This is a genomic window from Halorubrum sp. AJ67, assembly GCF_000513435.1.
In genome coordinates this window covers 357485-373203 of record NZ_CBVY010000001.1, presented here as the reverse complement: position 1 = coordinate 373203, position 15719 = coordinate 357485, and the positions used below count along the sequence as shown (strand labels likewise).

General features: G+C 56.5%; 15 protein-coding genes. 12 read left to right on the top strand and 3 right to left on the bottom strand.

The window, feature by feature from the left end; genetic code table 11:
* Nucleotides 1–71 precede the first annotated feature (71 nt).
* Entirely contained in the window at nt 72–713 is a 642-nt protein-coding gene (locus tag BN903_RS01940) for a hypothetical protein (RefSeq protein WP_154018005.1), read from the top strand.
* A gap of 41 nt (nt 714–754) precedes the next feature.
* The gene (locus tag BN903_RS01935) at nt 755–1507 is read left to right on the top strand and encodes a presenilin family intramembrane aspartyl protease (RefSeq protein WP_048076093.1); all 753 of its coding nucleotides are present in this window, start codon (nt 755–757) and stop codon (nt 1505–1507) included.
* Nucleotides 1508–1529: 22 nt separating this feature from the next.
* Here BN903_RS01935 and BN903_RS01930 read toward each other — a convergent pair whose 3' ends face one another.
* Nucleotides 1530–1928, bottom strand: coding sequence for a hypothetical protein (locus tag BN903_RS01930; protein WP_154018004.1), 399 nt, complete (start codon nt 1926–1928; stop codon nt 1530–1532).
* A gap of 483 nt (nt 1929–2411) precedes the next feature.
* Between BN903_RS01930 and BN903_RS01925 the strand changes: the two genes are divergently transcribed.
* A complete protein-coding gene (locus BN903_RS01925) occupies nt 2412–5987 on the top strand; it encodes an intein-containing adenosylcobalamin-dependent ribonucleoside-diphosphate reductase (RefSeq protein ID WP_048076181.1) in 3576 nt (1191 codons plus the stop codon).
* Between the two features lie 61 nt (nt 5988–6048).
* On the opposite strand, the gene BN903_RS01920 is transcribed toward BN903_RS01925, so the two are convergent.
* Nucleotides 6049–6675: a hypothetical protein gene (locus BN903_RS01920; RefSeq protein ID WP_048076091.1), complete on the bottom strand. Its 627-nt coding sequence runs from the start codon at nt 6673–6675 to the stop codon at nt 6049–6051.
* 127 nt (nt 6676–6802) lie between these two features.
* Here BN903_RS01920 and BN903_RS01915 point away from each other — a divergent pair, with 127 nt between their 5' ends.
* From BN903_RS01915 to BN903_RS01900, 4 genes are all read left to right on the top strand, one after another.
* Complete coding sequence (locus BN903_RS01915) at nt 6803–7336, top strand: metal-dependent hydrolase (protein ID WP_048076090.1); 534 nt, start codon at nt 6803–6805, stop codon at nt 7334–7336.
* 61 nt (nt 7337–7397) lie between these two features.
* Nucleotides 7398–7814: a hypothetical protein gene (locus BN903_RS17830; protein WP_228840989.1), complete on the top strand. Its 417-nt coding sequence runs from the start codon at nt 7398–7400 to the stop codon at nt 7812–7814.
* Nucleotides 7815–7906: 92 nt separating this feature from the next.
* Complete coding sequence (locus tag BN903_RS01905) at nt 7907–8878, top strand: hypothetical protein (protein WP_048076088.1); 972 nt, start codon at nt 7907–7909, stop codon at nt 8876–8878.
* 36 nt (nt 8879–8914) lie between these two features.
* Nucleotides 8915–9307, top strand: a complete 393-nt coding sequence (locus BN903_RS01900) for a hypothetical protein (protein ID WP_048076087.1) — start codon at nt 8915–8917, stop codon at nt 9305–9307.
* A gap of 4 nt (nt 9308–9311) precedes the next feature.
* On the opposite strand, the gene BN903_RS17080 is transcribed toward BN903_RS01900, so the two are convergent.
* Entirely contained in the window at nt 9312–9728 is a 417-nt protein-coding gene (locus BN903_RS17080; RefSeq protein ID WP_048076086.1) for a hypothetical protein, read from the bottom strand.
* 538 nt (nt 9729–10266) lie between these two features.
* On the opposite strand from BN903_RS17080, the gene BN903_RS15155 reads away from it, so the two are divergent.
* The 5 genes from BN903_RS15155 (at nt 10267) to BN903_RS01870 (ending at nt 15699) form a co-directional block, all read left to right on the top strand.
* Nucleotides 10267–11274: a hypothetical protein gene (locus BN903_RS15155; protein WP_052334895.1), complete on the top strand. Its 1008-nt coding sequence runs from the start codon at nt 10267–10269 to the stop codon at nt 11272–11274.
* A gap of 8 nt (nt 11275–11282) precedes the next feature.
* Nucleotides 11283–11924, top strand: a complete 642-nt coding sequence (locus tag BN903_RS01885) for a hypothetical protein (protein ID WP_048076085.1) — start codon at nt 11283–11285, stop codon at nt 11922–11924.
* 63 nt (nt 11925–11987) lie between these two features.
* Nucleotides 11988–12533, top strand: a complete 546-nt coding sequence (locus tag BN903_RS01880) for a hypothetical protein (RefSeq protein ID WP_048076084.1) — start codon at nt 11988–11990, stop codon at nt 12531–12533.
* A gap of 97 nt (nt 12534–12630) precedes the next feature.
* On the top strand, nt 12631–13095 hold the full coding sequence (locus BN903_RS01875) for a hypothetical protein (protein ID WP_154018001.1): 465 nt from the start codon (nt 12631–12633) through the stop codon (nt 13093–13095).
* Between the two features lie 210 nt (nt 13096–13305).
* Entirely contained in the window at nt 13306–15699 is a 2394-nt protein-coding gene (locus BN903_RS01870; protein ID WP_228840988.1) for a PQQ-binding-like beta-propeller repeat protein, read from the top strand.
* Nucleotides 15700–15719: the final 20 nt, after the last annotated feature.

Genomic DNA, 15719 nt, shown 5'->3' with positions numbered 1-15719 from the left:
AATTTCCACACCCGAGGCCGTGGCACCCTCGCGAAACAGTTATGCGTGGTAGTTGAGTCGATAGAGGTACATTGCCGATTTCCATCCCGCCGTGGCTATCCCAACTTTATTACCTCCTCACAGCCCCCGGCGTGGTCATCCACGAATTAGCCCACAAGCATACCGCAGAAGACCTCGGCCTCGCCATTGCTGAATATCGGCTCTTCAAGTTCGGTAGCCCAGCAGGGTACGTGAAACACGAGACGCCCAGAACGTACCGCGGTATCGTCGCAGTATCAGCAGCTCCGTTCCTGTTGAACACGATGCTCGCCTTTAGCTTGTACCTCGCGATCGGCATCTCACTTCACTACACAAGCCTCGAGTCTCTATCTCTCCTCCAAATCGCCCTCCTATGCGGAGGCTTCTGGATTGCCCTCTCGTCGAGCCTCCACGCCTTCCCGAGCGCACAGGATATCTCCAACATCAACACAGCGGCCAGGGCGAGATGGGCGAACACACCGTTAGGGAGTCGCGGGATTCTTGGCATCCTCGCCATGCCGATATTCCTCCTCAAGCACCCGTCCGTTGTTTTCTCCCTCCCGCTTGTGGGCGTACTGCTGGTTCTTGACCGCGCAAGAGCCATCGGGTCTCACTTCTTCTTTGCTGGAGCCGTCATCGCGACCGCGTTGTACGCTCTGGACATCATCTATCTGTTCCTCGCGACAACCATCTGAGAGCCAGTTTCATAACACCTGGTTGTGAAGCAGAGACCACAATGGCCGAATCGAGCACGATCCAGAGCCACTCATATTCGCTTTACACACCCGGTGGGCGTCGCACGCTCTTCGTCTCCCTCATCAGCATCGCAATATTCACTCCCACACTTCTGACAGAGTACCTCGAGCCCGTTGTGACGTTCTTCCCGATCGTCGCGTTGATCGCCATCGCGATGGTTCGAACCGGGTGGCCAGCAGCCATCCCCACATGGACCATCTTCAACATCTTCAGTGTGTATCTGATGATCTACGCCGGCTATTCGTTCGGGACGAAGCTCCCAGCTACACTCCTCATCCTCTTTCTTCTCGGGATGCTGGTGTACGATCTGATCGGTGTGAAGGGTGGCCAGATGCAATCAATGGCCGCAAAGATGATCTCATACGGGATCCCGATCTTTATCCTCGTACCTCACTCCAAGACCTTCTCGTTCGAGAAGTTCCGAGAAATTGTCTCTGAGGAAGGATTAGAAGGTCTCCACGGTTCGGATCACGGGATCTCGATGCTGGGGATCGGCGATGGATTCCTTCCGGGCGCGCTCGCTGTCAGCGCCGGGGCGTACGGTGCTGCCGCTCAGTTTGGCGCACTATCGATCACCCTCCCGCAGTTCACAACCGCCCTCGGCGGCATCATCGGCCTCGGGCTTCTCATGTGGGCGGAACTTCCGAAGGCGATCGCCGCGCTCATTGTCTCCGTCCCCGGCGCACTCATCGGATTCGGAGTTGGCCTGCTCGTTGAAACTCTCGTCTTCTAGAAATTCACGGAGGGCTAAACGCCTACAGGTCGCCCAGCATGTCACCCGACCCACCATCGCGATCGCGACTGTCGAAATTCGACCCACTGACCAGAATATCTGACCGCGAGAGGACTCCAAGGATGTCTGAAAACGGCGTCCCGAACATCTGGACAAGATCCGAGCCGCACTCAGCGTAGTTTCTATTCTGGATTTCGACACTCTCCAGAACGGGCGAGTCTGCCTCATTCCGATCCACCACAGCTTCCAGAGCGTCGGTGCTCTCAACTAAGCACTGAAGCGGATCGTGGTAGTCCTGCGATTCGTATTCCAATTCCAACGAAGTTGACCCCACGTTCGTCATCTGGGGCAATTCGTCGAACTCTCTCATCTTCCGTTGGGTGAATATCTGGCCGAAAACACGACTCCGGATCTCAAACATCTGTAGCCACATCGAAAGCGGCGGTGTAACGCTACACGCCGGGATAAAATGGGCAGACAGCACAGGTGGGCGAGAATACGAGATTACATTCTCGTGTAGCTCCGGGTTGCTTCCAGGTCCATACCTATTTTCCATCGTCCTAATTTGAGCTTTTCACTAAGAATATAAATAGACTCCGGAGAAATCAAACAAACGTACTGAGATTTGAAATGACAGCGTAAGTAATTTTTACACAACAGAATAAAGTGAGTTGATTAGTAAATTTTCTAGACAGTTAACCACAAGTGATACAACCTCTCCACGAGTAGACCCTGATGATAGCCCGTGTACCAAGCCAAATCTCCACCGATTGCTTCGGTGTAATCTGTAGGGTGAGGCCCCAGCGGATACGAACTATGAAAACGCAGACAACCAATATACTCGGCTGGAACCGACCAGCCACCGTAGATGAAATCCACCTACGCCAACCGCCACAGAACGTCCATGAACACGTCTAACTCACCAGACCTCCCGATAAAGCGGGAAGAAGCCGATACGCTAGCTGAAACGCTTACAGACAACGCCTACTACAACATCCTGCCTGCCCGGTATCTTCGAAAGAACGCCAATGGCGAGGCTGTTGAGGCCCCTGAAGAACTGTTCGAACGAGTCGCCCACAACGTCGCCCTCGCAGAGGCAGTCTTCGAGGCGGATAACCTCGAGATCGACGTCACCGTCACGCCCGATCAGATCAAGCCGGATCACCCGCGACGTGACGAACTCGCCGCGGAGGTCTTCGGTAAAGGAACGAAGGCAACTGACGACGCCGAGACACTCTTGAGCGTCTACAACGTCAACAAGTTCGCCTACGATACAATCGTCCCTGAACTACCCGAGGAGCTTCGCAACCACGTCCAGTCGAAGGCGGCCGCCTTCCAAGAGAAGATGGAAGAGCTGTCGTTTATGCCGAACTCGCCAACACTGATGAACGCCGGAGACGAACTCCAGCAGCTCTCTGCGTGCTTCGTCAACAGCCCTGGCGACGACATCTCCGACATCCACCACACCGCGAAGGAGGCCGCAGAGGTCTTCCAGAGCGGTGGTGGTCAGGGGTATGCGTTCTGGAAACTCCGCCCCTACGGCGACGCCGTCGGTTCGACCGGCGGGATCGCCTCCGGCCCGATTACGTTTATGAGGACGTACGACCAACTCTGTGAGACGATAGCACAGGGCGGCGCTCGCCGCGGCGCACAGATGGGCGTCATGCGAATCTCCCACCCCGACGTCATCCAGTTCATCCACGCGAAGAACAAGGACGTCTCACTCGCCCACTCACTGCGGCTGAACGACCCCGACGACTTCACCCACAACTCCTTCAAGGACGCGCTCGGTGAAGCTCGCGAACTCATCGACGACGAAGGCCGTGTGCCGGAACACCTCCGGAACGCGGTCGAGGGCCACCTCTCGAACTTCAACATCAGCGTCGGCATCACCGACGACTTCATGGACGCTCTAGAGGCGGGCGAGGAATTCGTCTTCACCAACCCCCGAACCGAGGAGCCGCACGTCGCGACTCCCGAAACGAAGGAACTCTACGAGATGTTCGGCCTCGGCGAGCACGTTGAAGTCGGAGAGGTCCTCTCCATCCCCGCACAGGATCTGTGGGACGACATGATCGAGGGTGCTCACGAGAACGGCGAACCGGGCGTCATCTACCTCGAGCGGGTGAATAAGCAACACTCCTTCGACGTGGAAGAACACCCGGACCACCGCATCCTCGCGACGAACCCCTGCCTAACCGGTGAGATGGAAGTCGAACTGGCGGACGGCGAGACCGCCACCATCGGCGATCTGGCAGAGGCGGGCGGTCGGGTTGATGTCTTATCGCGAAACAACCGAGAAGTCGTCACCCGATCTGCGAGAGCGTTCCAGACCAAGACAGACGCCGACATCGTCAAGGTCGCAACCGAATCTGGAACGGCAATCCGCGTCACCCCGGATCACGAACTGCGGAGTGCCGACGGGAAGTGGGTCAAAGCAGAGAACCTCTCGGCAGGAGACGCAATCGTCTCTCTGTCGAAGCCCCTCGCCACCCAGCAGGGAGCGGAGTACGAAACCATCGCGAAGACTGTCGAGAGTGTCACCCTCGACGGGACGGCCGACGTCTACGACCTCACCGTCGAAGGCACCCACAACTTCTTCGCCAGCGTATCCGGCGAAGAGGGACTCAACGTCCACAATTGCGGCGAACAGCCGCTTGAGGAGTACGAGGCGTGTAACCTCGGGCACATCAACCTCTCGACCATCGCAGACCTCAACGCGCCCGACTGGCGTGTGTGGTCCGCAGAGAACGCAGCCGACTACGACTCTCACGAGGCAGCCGTCGATGCGTTCCTCAACGAAGCGATCGACTATGAGGAGTTCGACGAGCGAATCGACCACGGCACTCGGTTCCTCGAGAACGTCGTCACGATGTCGGACTTCCCGGTCGAGAAGATCGAAGAGACCGTCCGCGACATGCGGAAGATCGGTCTGGGCATCATGGGACTCGCCCAACTCTACATCCAACTCGGGATTCGCTACGGTTCCGACGAGGGTAACGAGGTCGCCCGCCAGCTGATGACCCACATCAACCACGAGTCGAAGCAGGCGTCTCACCAGCTCGCAGAGGAGCGAGGCGTGTTCAACGACTGGAGCGATTCGAAGTACGCGAACCCCACGAAGTACCGCGAGTGGTTCGAACACCACACCGGGCTCGACGCCGACGAGTGGGAAGACGGCTTCCCCATCCGTAACCACAACACGACGACGATCGCCCCCACGGGAACCACGTCGATGATCGGGAACACGACCGGCGGCTGTGAACCCATCTACAACGTCGCCTTCTACAAGAACGTCTCCGACGACGTCCAGGGCGACGAGATGCTCGTCGAGTTCGACGACTACTTCCTCCGGACCTTGGAGGAAAACGACATCGACGTCGATGCTGTCAAGCGTGAAGCGCAAGAGCAGATGGCGAACAACGAGTTCGATGGCGTGGACGGCCTCGACAGCGTCCCCGACGCAATCGGCGAACTGTTCGTCGTCACGGGCGACCTCACGGGAATCGAACACGCGGCGGTTCAGTGCGCCTGCCAGGAAGGCGTCGACTCCGCGATCTCGAAGACGTGTAACTTCCCCAACGACGCAAGCGCGGCCGACATGGAGGAAGTGTACCGCTACATCTACGACCACGGTGGAAAGGGCGTCACCGTCTACCGCGACGGTACCCGCTCGAAGCAGGTCCTCACGACCCGCGCGAAAAACGCCGAGTTCGCAGACGAAACAGAAGCGGCCGAAACCCTCGTCGAGCAGATCAGCGATGTGTTCGGCGGCATCGATGCGTTCCTCAAGAACGAGAATGTCCAACAGGCGGTCGACACGGAGATCGCAAACATCCTCGAGGCGAGCAAACAGCCCCGCATCGACTACAGCCAACGGAGCCCGCGCCCCAACTCTCTTGCGGGCGTCACCCAACGGATCGAAACGGGATACGGGAAGGTGTACGTCACCATCAACGAGGACGAGAACGGCCGCCCGTTCGAGCTGTTCGCGAACATCGGCCACTCCGGTGGCTACACCAACTCCTTCACGGAGGCACTCGCGAAGGTCATCTCAACGGCACTGCGCTCGGGCGTCGACCCCGAGGAAATCGTCGACGAACTCCGCGGAACTCGAAGTCCAAAAATCGCGTGGGACAAAAGCGAGCAGATCCAGTCGATTCCGGACGCAATCGGCACTGCACTCCACCGGGCGCTCACGGGAGACATCGACCGGAACACCCCCAAACAGCAGAACCTCTCAGACGTGGACAACAGCCCCGACGCGGACGCTGTTGACACCACGCCGTCAGGGAAGACGGACGGTGGGAATCCCGTCACAGAGGAACCAGCGGCCGGAACAAAGGGCGTCAGTAAAGACGCCACTCAGGAACTCATCGCGGCCGGTGAGTCCCCCGAGTGCCCCGAGTGCGGCGGGATGAGCCTCTACTACTCCGAAGGCTGCAAGACGTGCGAGTCATGCGGCTGGTCGGAGTGCTGAACTAGCATCTCTCATCTACCTTTTTAGAACAGACGAACCTCAACCGTCGAGTGTGGGGTTTCTAGTTCTCGGACTCGATTACGACTTCGATCCGGTCGCCATCTTGAACAAGATCTCCCAACTCCGTGACCTCGCCGTTGACACGAACGGAGATATCCGCATTCGCCGTATCATCCGTGATCGCTTCAGTAACTAACACCGACCCACCATCGACGGTGACCACACCTAGTTCTTCGAGCCCTTCGGCAATCCGCAGACGGTCTTCTGTCGGGACGTTCATATGCCACGTCGAACTCCCCTCAGCAACGTAGAACGCTTCACCGTCTGCGAACTCAGCCGCGTCCACTTGTTCGCCGTCGACGGTGATTTCCATTTCGCCTTGTTCGTACACCCAATCTCCGGTCGTATCCGTCGCCGTCGCATCAGCGGTCCCGATACCTAGCATCTGGACTGCGAACACACCGATGACAAGCGCGAAGCCACCTGCGAAAATCCCGGCGACGATCGCCGGCTTGAGCTCCTTGTCATCTTCGAGTTTCGCCACGTTGCCGTCCCAAACATTTTCTACTAATCGCTTGTCAACCGCGCCAAGCTCATCAAAATGCTCTTCTGCCAAGTGCGTGAGAAACTCTTGATCGTGGCTGTCGCCACAATCGACAGTCTCCTCACAGTAGTCGCAATCGACCATACACACCCATAGCTTTCATCTGTAGAATAGTTTCTGGTCAGAACCCCAACCGAGATGCCACCGGGGTAGACTTTTATCAAATGAACGCGAACCAGCGTCTAAAACCGTCTCAGTGCGGTTTGATACAATGTATAAAAACGGCCACATCGGATTAGCACTCTTGTTTGCCGCACCGTTCGCCTTACTCTTCGGGATCCTCTTCGGACCCCACTGGGGGGTCCTCACACTCGTATTCTCATTCACGACGGCCCGAGTTCCCGACATGGACCAACGACTCAAGATCCTCACCCACCGTGGCTTCACACACACTATCTGGTTCGCCCTTGTCGTCAGTGTGGCTATGGGCTCTCTCGTCACGCAGCTCGTTTCGATACTGGAGTTCAACACGATCGGCAACGGAGAATTCCTCTCGTGTCTCGTAGCAGACATACCGACCCTCCTCCTTGCGACATTCGGTTTCATGCTCGGATTCATCAGCCACCTCGTCGGTGACATCCTAACCGAGGCCTACGACTATACGATCAATCCGTATTGGCCCATCTCCAACAAACCGTACACTCTCGGCTGGGCAACGGCCGATTCGCGCCTCTGGAACTGGGGGCTACTGCTTTGCGGGTCCGTCAGTGCCGGTGCTGTTCTGTTTTTGATCGCTCTGTCTTGAGATCCAGCTTATATTTTTAACCCCCGAGTTTAGCTGAAGGTTTAGTAGTAGGTGAACACACATGTCTACCCGAACTAGCACGCCGCCGAGCGACAGTGGAGTACAGCCAGAAGACCACACGAAACCCGCAGACGGTACCGATAGTGGAGACGAATCTTCTCCAGCCAACAGTGACTCGACGACTGGCCGGGAAGCGTTCGATATCGCTGCAGAGCAGCAGATGACGTTTGGCGATAGCGGCGAGTTGGAGCCAGCAGAAGACGCGATCACGACCACTCTCGATCAGTTCGATGTCGACGTCGACAAGCGAGAACGGGAGAGCCGTCTTGACCGCCCTGAAGCCACGGGACTCCTGTGTGACGATCGTCCTGAGGTAACCTGCAGTAGCGAAGGTGAACAAGCCAATCTCTTCGCCGACGCCGAAGAAGACCAGCAGACCCTTTCCGGCGATAACGCTGCTAACCAGAGTCTCTTCTAACCCGGCTCGAACAGTCTCTACACTAGGTTCACCAGTTCTCCCGAAACACACTCTAGCTTACCTTTAAGAACTCTCATCAACTCATCTCACCCATGACCGACGACAATTACCCCGACGACGACCGCCTCCCCGAGGATGAAAACCTCGGTACTGCCGGGACGCCTCGGTCTTCTGGACGGGAATTACATACTCACTCCTCCAATTTTGAAGACCAATCAGACGAGCAGGCCCCCTCATTTTGCGAAATCTGTGGGTGTTCTATCCCACCGACCGACTCCCGGTGTATTGACCACGAGGTCACCAACGCCGCAGAAAAGCGCGATGCTGGACATCAGTGGAAATACTCTCACGTCGCGCTCGCCATCGTCCCCGCTAATAGCAAGATACACGCACTCGCTCTTGCCTCCGCGGTGTTCAAACGGCGAACTGGTGTATCTGGCGATGGGCGTAGCTTTGAACTCATCGAGACCATGGATAGCCCCTCCGACACGATCACATCTGGCTGGGGAGGTCACCTCCCCGAAGCTGTTCCCGTCAACGACCCGTCTGGGAAGTCGCTCCTCGAGTCGGCGATCTCCAAATTAGATGCGGAGGCAGACTCGACCAACGCCTCTCACGCCGGCATTGATTTCAGCCAGTTTTCCACTCTATCCTCAATGGATTACATTTTCCTCGAGAACAGCGATCCAGTCCACCCGGACTCACTCGATGACACAATGTTCTCTGAGGTAGGGGAGGATAGAAAAGAACAGTGGGTGATCCCCGCGCTCCTCTTTCAGCGGAGCTACAACACTGACGACAACCCAGTCAGATTCCGCAATTGCGCGCACTGTGAGTCGGCGCAAAAACACGTCTTCGACGGCATCAGAAGCCGAAAAGCTGGAAACAACCGGGCTGGTCGTTGGATCTGTTTGGCCTGCCACACAGCTTCCGAAGGTCCGATACCCCGAGCAAAAGCCACGTGGGAGAACTCGGAACCGGCCGACCCGACCGAGGAAGACCTCGACAAAAACCACCATGAATCCGTGATGAGCACCTTAGAAGAGAAGGGGGAGCTTGAATAGGACTGCCGTCAGAGGAGTGAGCAAGAGGCAGATCATATGTTCGAGAAAATCCCCGGCGTAGGAAGCGGGGAGAAGACCGCTGATTCCGACTCGGAGGATTCGCTCTCCGACATCACAGTCGAAGAAGTCAAAGAGAACGACGATCTCTCAGCTGAGGACCTCCCACGAGATGTGAAGATGCGACTACTGTTCTCAGAAGCACCGACCACATTCAGGCAGATGAAAAACAAGTGGGAAAACGAGCGGATCGAACTCTACTTCCTGCTATTTTCCGTCGTCGCAGCGACCGGGATGCTGGTTCTCATGCTCTACGATAGGACGTACTACGTCCTCGGGTTATTCGCACTCTACACCGTGATCATGATCCCGCTACTGTATATCCACGAAGAGGAGAGGTACTTCCAGAACGACGGAGAATTATTCAAGTAACCCTCTACGACGCATCAGACCGCTGAACCAGATCAGCAAGCTCCTCTCCCCAGTCACTCTCCGCCTTCCGTAGCTCAGCCCGAATCGTCTCAGGCTGGATCCCTTTCAGTTGCGCGAGTGCTTTAGAATCTGAACCCGCTTCGGTCGCGAACACACTCAGATAGTAGTAGACCGCTCGTGTGAACCCCTGCCCGTCTGCCGATAGAATCATGGACGCGAGCACATCTGCGCCATGCGAATACCCGGTGTTCCATCCATCTTCAAGAGTAACCAATTCCCCGGCTAGATCACCGAACAACGCGGTCGCCTGAACGCAACCTTGCTCTTCGAGTTTCCGACGAACCGACTCTGGAAGATTCTCGACTTCACGTTTCGACAGTTGCCGCCAAGGGGCGCTTCCCTGTTTCAACAAATCAGACATCTCTGACTGTCTACTCGCCGCGTCTACTAGATGGTCCCCCCCGTGAACAAAGACGCCTGATGAGCCTCCGATATCGACCGGACGAGAACGCAACTGCGGCGAGTCTGTGTATACGACATATCCTACTGTTGCCCTTGTAGGAAGGCCACCCGTCGTTTGTGAAGGTTGCTCTTCGCTGGAACCCGTAGATCCGCTTCGATTGACGGTAGTTTCTCCCCCCTCTGTGCTTTGTGTATCCCACATCTCGGGTGGGTTAATATCGGTCCCTCCTTGCGATGCTGTCCCGACTAACCGAAATGGGTCTCGAGGTTCTCGTGACCGACAAAGTGATTTCTTTTTTCCTCTCATATCTACCGCGTAACGCCCCGAGAACTAAAATCTATGTGCGGGGCCTACCTCCTCACCACCCCCGGAAACATAATATAGGCAGGCTCAGAAGTAGAATTCACAACCGGAGACAAAGGCCCGCTGTATTAACGAGCCGAATCGTTGATCTGGCCTTTTCCAAAATGAACCCCTCCGGCAACTGAACACACGCATGACCGACATCAAACATCAAGATCACGTCGACGAGGTCCGTGAGGCATTGGAAAGTGCCGAAAAAGACGGCATCTCAGTCGAAACGACCGATGAGGCGATCTCGAACGCCATCGAAGAGCACAGACAGAAGCGAGTCGATCCCGAAGACGCAGTTCGCTACGTCTCCCGGAGTCTCCTCCGAGAAGCCGGCGCGGATAACCCCCGCCAGTACCTCTCTGGTGGGAGTAACCCATCACCTCCCTCGGGCGTCAACCCACAACTAACCGCCAGCCAGCTCGAAGAAGAAGGTGAGTGGATCGAGTTCATCGGTACCGTCATCGAGGCCTACGATCCCTCGTACAGCGAAATGGACCAGCAGGGACGTCTCGCTGATGATACCGGGACCGTTCGATTCGTCTCGTGGCAGAACTCTGGCTTCGAAACCGAACTGGTCACTGGGGAAACCTACCGATTCGATCCCGTTGTGACGACGGAATTCGATGGGAACATCGAATTGAAGCTCACGGGAACGACCCAGGCGGAACGTCTCGAAGGCGACGACGCGCTCGACATCGATCCTGACACCTACACGGAGACCATCGAGGGCGTCCTCGTCGATTTCCAAGACCAGATGGGCCTGATCGAACGCTGCCCCAACGAAACGTGCCGGCGGGTCCTTCAGGATCCGACCGTCTGCCCGGACTGTGGTGAAGTGGAATCCGAGACAGACATCCGGACGAAGGCCGTCGTCGACGACGGCGAAGACTCCTGGACGGTCTTTCTCAACGCCGAGCAGACCGACTCGCTCGCGCAGTTATCGTTCGAGCAGGCAGAGCAGTTAGTCGAGAAATACGACTACACCGGAGTCGTCAAAGAGTACATCGTCAGCCAACTCCACGGTGAATACATCCGATTCCACGGTCGCGATCGCGGTCGATCGTTCAACGTCTCCGACTTCGAGTTACTCAACCCGCCGTCCGTGACTGACCTCGAGAACGTCAAACAGGAGCTCGAACAGCTCCCGTAACCAGACTCATGAGCCAAAGCACACCATCACGAAATCCCGCCCGGCGCGTGTTCGCGTGGGAATACAAAGACGCAACGTACGAAGAGACGAGAGGAGACGGAGAGCGATCGCCCAACATGATTCTCCTCCCAACCGGCCAGTGGGCGCACCGCGTGTTCCTCGTCGGTTCCCTCGTCGACATCGTCGACGACCCGGACAGCGAGAACTACATCCGCGGCGAACTTCAGGATCCCACCGGTCGCTTCCCGATCGACGCCGGGCAGTTCGAACCAGAGGCAATCGCGAACATGCGGCAACTGGACCCGCCCGAATTTGTCGCTGTCACGGGGAAGGCAGTCACGTTCTCCGGTGACTCTGGACCAGTCCCGAAGGTCCGCGTCGAAAGCATCACCGACATCCCAGAGGCCCTGTACGATTCTTGGGTTAAAGATACCGCAGAGAAGACAGCCACCCGACTCTCGAACTTCGGTGACGACTCCAACGAGGCAGCCGCTCTCGCAGCAGAGCGATACGGGACTGACCTTGAGCAGTATCGCGATGCGGCGATCGAAGCAGCAGAGGATGTCCAAGACATCATCCGCGAGGAAATGGCAGACACCGAACCCGACCCGGATGCGTCCCCCACCGCCCCTGGCGTGGGACAGGACTAGTTCGGCTGAACCCCACGCTCCACGCAAAGCTACGTATCACTCTTTCACCACACTAATCCCCTAATGGTCTACACCGAACTGACATCCTTCACTTGGCGTATTTTCGATATCAGCATCATCACTGCCGAAGCCCTCGGATGGGTTGCGTTTATTATTGGAGGGCTGGGTCTCGTCGCGACGCGGTCGAACCCAGCTACCCACAGGCGATTCAAAGGCCTCTTTCTGGGTGGCGGGATGGCACTCGTGTCCGTCCTCTTCGTCGGTGGATTCTACGAAGCCACCTCGTACATCATGACTGGCCACACAAACGGGATCGGACACGCTGAGAGTATGTTCCCGAATCTGTATCTCGAACAGTTCAGTGATAACGATGGGATACTCCGGATACTGGATCTCTCTGGAACGTTCTCACAAATGGCCGCCATAACCGGTATGGCCGCAACGACGTTCGGCTCGGCACTGTGGGGTATCACGAAACACCGTAGCATCTTCCGCTCAAAATCACAGAAGATCACCTATGCTGGTATCGTTCTCATGGCCATGTCCGTAAGCGAACGGGCGTTTGCGGCGATCGTCCACGTCTTTATCAGCCTCATCTTCGGGGGCTGATTCGGGTCTGAAACGAACTTATGTTGTTTCAACTACGCGAACCCACCCCGCCTAAAGGCTTATAAACACATTCGCTGTACACCGTAGTAGGCCTAATATGAGCCATAAGACCGAGTACACCCGACGCAAAGCAGTAGCCACAGGAGCGTGTGGATTGGTTGGTGCGTTTGCCGGTTGTGCCTCAGTGACGGGCGACAGTGCCGAAGAGACAGTTGACGAGCCCGACCCGAACCCAGAAATTGTTGAAGTCGTCTCCGAGATCGGCAACTTCAGAAAGACCGATGAACGGGCTCGGACACTCATCTTAGTGAAGAACACCGGCCGTCTGGGTGAATTCCGATTGACGATCGAAGCGGTAGGTGAGTCAGTTGTGCTCGAAGATGCTGAGCAGCTCTTCTCACTCGACGCCGACCAAGAGTACCAAACTCGATTCGACCTCTTTACCCACACTGGTGCGAAAGACGTCCGTATCTTCATTGAGGCAACCAACTTCCCCGAGAATTTCGCTGAAATGGTGATCAACGAACAGGAGACGCCCGACAAGATCGACTTTAGCGGCTAACGCCCATCTGGAGGAAGAACTGCCAATCTGTAAAACGTATCACCGTTGTGTGTCTTTATTTTGAACCGGATCGGCATATTGAGGAAAAGGTATAAATCAGCCCCTTTCGATGTCTCCACGTACATAGTACATATGAGCAATCAGAAGCGAACCCTTACCGTTCTAGTCGTAGCTATCGCTGCGCTGGCCGTGGCTGGAGTCGGTTTTGGCATGGTCAGTGGACAGATATTGTCCGAAGAAACATACTACGAAGAGGAATTCGAGAACCTCTCGCACATTAATCCCGATGACTACGCTTTAGAGGAGATGGAGGAAGCGTACTACATCGGTTCCTGGGACAGGGGGTATGATCGGTACCGGAATGACAAGAGAGGTTATCTGGAAATCAACCGGTTGTCCCCGGATGGTGAACAGATGTGGCAGAATAGGCGCAGCAGGAAGTCAAACATGGAAGCCGATGGCATGGCGCTAATCGATGAGGGTTCAAAACTCGCTTACATCGACAGAGATGCCTCGGACCTAAAGCTCGTCCAATCTTCAACCGGTGATGAGATCTGGACGATAGATTCTAGTGCTAACCACCTCAGAGCAACCTCGGATGGGAAACTTGTCGGAGTCGACCGATCGAACCGCTTTGAGGTCTGGGAAACCGAAGTGAACGAGACAACCGGCGAGCCTGATCAACTGGTCGATGTTGAATTTAATTACAATCCTCGATTTACCAAAATCCACCCCGACGGCGATAAGCTGTTCTATGGGGGTGCGGCTGGCGTAGGAATGATCAACATCTCTGACGGTGAGAGCCTCTGGCATATCGAACAGAGCGACCCGACGAGTGATGTCGATGGAACCGCCACAGCTGGTGCTGTCGAGCCAGCGAGTGGGAACGTGTTCTTCTATGACGCTGGTGACGAGACCTTCAAGGAGATCAATGCTGACGGGGAACTCGTCGAAACCTTCGAGGACTCCTCTGGGGGCACCCACCAGACAATGCACATTGGGCCGCGTGGATACATCTATTCACACAGCACCAACAACGAGGTCCACAAGTTCAGCCAAACGTTCTCCGAAGAGTGGGCAACCGATACTGGTGGCGCTCCGCGATCATACGCTGACCCACTCACTGTCACAGCGAACCAAAAGGTCATGACCGGTGACAGCTCTGAGCAATTCTACAAGATTGACGGCGAAACAGGGGATATCGAATGGACTTGGGATTCCGGACGGGACAACTGGCAGTCGAGTGCTGCGCTCCACGCAGTTAATGAGAACTGGAACTACCCCAACTACGAGGGGCAGCCCGACACCATCGATGCGAGTGAATTCGATTCAATCAGTGGCTACAGCGGGCCTGCCTACGAGACCGGCTTCTGGAGCTCACAGGGGGAGAAGACCCTCTCCGCAACGGGCGACATCACCAAAACGTTCTCCGAATCGGCCATCACTGAGGATGGCGTCCGCAACGTCTACGTGATTGCGACGATCGAGACCGGCGACCAACCCGTTGACGCCTCGATCAACCAATTTGGCCAGGAGGTCGGCTCTGGGAGTATCTCCGGAAACTCCCGGTCAGAGATGACTGTTGAGTTTTCCCCACAGACTCACGAATTCGACTACACTCTCTCGTCAGACACAGCCTTCGAGATCGTCGACCTCAAGCTCGTGACGCTTCAGGAAACAACCGAGGGCGACCCGCTGTCTGCCGAGGGGCCTGTCGTCCTCGACGCTGATCAGGGGTACGACCGAACCGTCGGCGTACTTATCAGCGCACTCGACATCTCGACAACCCACCTGCTGATCATCATCATGATCGCACTCGTCGTCGGGTTCATGGTGTTCACCTACACGAAGAGCGTTCGCGGACAGGAGCTCGCCCAATCACTCTTGTTCGGGGCGATCATCGCCGGGATTGTCATAATCGGGGTGGTCCCAACGTTCAACCTCGCGTCCTGGGTTTTCACTGGGGACATCGACCGTGCGCCCCTTGCGAACCCCGCACTCGAGGCGGAGCCGCCGACGTACTACAGCACTGAGTTCCAGGACGGGACGATGAACGGCTGGGAGTTCGACTACCAGCGATCGAGCGGTGAAGCTCGCCCGGTCTCTGTTGGTGATACCTTCAACCTCGACTTCAGTGGGACACCAAATGACGCAGGAGCAGTCAGACATGACGAACACATCTCGTTGGGGAACGCCTTGGACACGGGCTTCGTCGACGTGAGGGGCATCGCCAGCGGCCAATCTGGTCTCGTTGGACCGGTCCACGAGACGACGCTGAACATGCGCGTGTACGTCACTGAGGACGGCAACCTCGAATCGGGCGACATGCTCGACCCTGACACGAACTACGTCAGAGAAGAGGGAGACAACATCGACACGTTCGTCCAGAACCACGAACACGCCGTCGCTGTTGAAGAAGTCGCCCTCTCGTTCAACGGTGAGGTCGTGACCAACGACCACATGGTCACCTTCCCGCTTGAGGGAGAGTACGTCCACGTTGAACTTGTGGCATCCGACAACCGCGACGACGTCGCAGCAGAAGCCCAGCTCGCCCACGTGCGGATTGGAGCGACTGTCGAAGGGATCGGCGAACAGGGAGAATAACCACTACCGGGGGAAACAAT

Coding starts and splice junctions, on each gene's coding strand:
- BN903_RS01935 (WP_048076093.1), top strand. CDS start 755: ATGGCCGAATCGAGCACGATCCAGAGCCACTCATATTCGCTTTACACA.
- BN903_RS01930 (WP_154018004.1), bottom strand. CDS start 1,928: ATGTTTGAGATCCGGAGTCGTGTTTTCGGCCAGATATTCACCCAACGG.
- BN903_RS01925 (WP_048076181.1), top strand. CDS start 2,412: ATGAACACGTCTAACTCACCAGACCTCCCGATAAAGCGGGAAGAAGCC.
- BN903_RS01920 (WP_048076091.1), bottom strand. CDS start 6,675: ATGGTCGATTGCGACTACTGTGAGGAGACTGTCGATTGTGGCGACAGC.
- BN903_RS01915 (WP_048076090.1), top strand. CDS start 6,803: ATGTATAAAAACGGCCACATCGGATTAGCACTCTTGTTTGCCGCACCG.
- BN903_RS17830 (WP_228840989.1), top strand. CDS start 7,398: ATGTCTACCCGAACTAGCACGCCGCCGAGCGACAGTGGAGTACAGCCA.
- BN903_RS01905 (WP_048076088.1), top strand. CDS start 7,907: ATGACCGACGACAATTACCCCGACGACGACCGCCTCCCCGAGGATGAA.
- BN903_RS01900 (WP_048076087.1), top strand. CDS start 8,915: ATGTTCGAGAAAATCCCCGGCGTAGGAAGCGGGGAGAAGACCGCTGAT.
- BN903_RS17080 (WP_048076086.1), bottom strand. CDS start 9,728: ATGTCTGATTTGTTGAAACAGGGAAGCGCCCCTTGGCGGCAACTGTCG.
- BN903_RS15155 (WP_052334895.1), top strand. CDS start 10,267: ATGACCGACATCAAACATCAAGATCACGTCGACGAGGTCCGTGAGGCA.
- BN903_RS01885 (WP_048076085.1), top strand. CDS start 11,283: ATGAGCCAAAGCACACCATCACGAAATCCCGCCCGGCGCGTGTTCGCG.
- BN903_RS01880 (WP_048076084.1), top strand. CDS start 11,988: ATGGTCTACACCGAACTGACATCCTTCACTTGGCGTATTTTCGATATC.
- BN903_RS01875 (WP_154018001.1), top strand. CDS start 12,631: ATGAGCCATAAGACCGAGTACACCCGACGCAAAGCAGTAGCCACAGGA.
- BN903_RS01870 (WP_228840988.1), top strand. CDS start 13,306: ATGGTCAGTGGACAGATATTGTCCGAAGAAACATACTACGAAGAGGAA.